Source organism: Pseudomonas sp. KCJK9058 (genome assembly GCF_046230975.1).
In the GTDB taxonomy this organism is placed as follows: Bacteria; Pseudomonadota; Gammaproteobacteria; order Pseudomonadales; family Pseudomonadaceae; genus Aquipseudomonas; species Aquipseudomonas alloputida.
Window position 1 is genome coordinate 1 of sequence record NZ_JBJJLR010000145.1, and the last position, 315, is coordinate 315.

Consider the following 315-nt stretch of genomic DNA (forward strand, 5'->3'; position numbering starts at 1 on the left):
CGCCACGGGCGGCAACTTCGAGCAACTGACCCCGAACCCGACGCCGGCTCAGACCACGATCAACGACTCGGTCGACACCACCACCGCGACCCTGACGGCGAGCCCGTCGGTCACCGAAGGTGGCGTGATCACTTACACCGTGACCCTGAGCAACCCTGCCCAGACGCCGGTAACCGTGACCCTGTCCAACGGCCAGACCATCACCGTTGAAGCCGGCAAAACCCAGGGCAGTGTTGATTTCCAGACCCCGGCGAATGACGTCTACAACAACGGTTCGACTGTCAGCGTCACCATCGAGAACGCCACGGGCGGCAA

Annotated in this window: 1 protein-coding gene; it reads left to right on the top strand. The window is 63.5% G+C overall.

The annotated features are described in order from the left end of the window. Positions 1-315: immunoglobulin-like domain-containing protein (locus tag ACK59Z_RS25975; RefSeq protein ID WP_409294019.1), on the top strand; the 315-nt coding region annotated here is incomplete at both ends.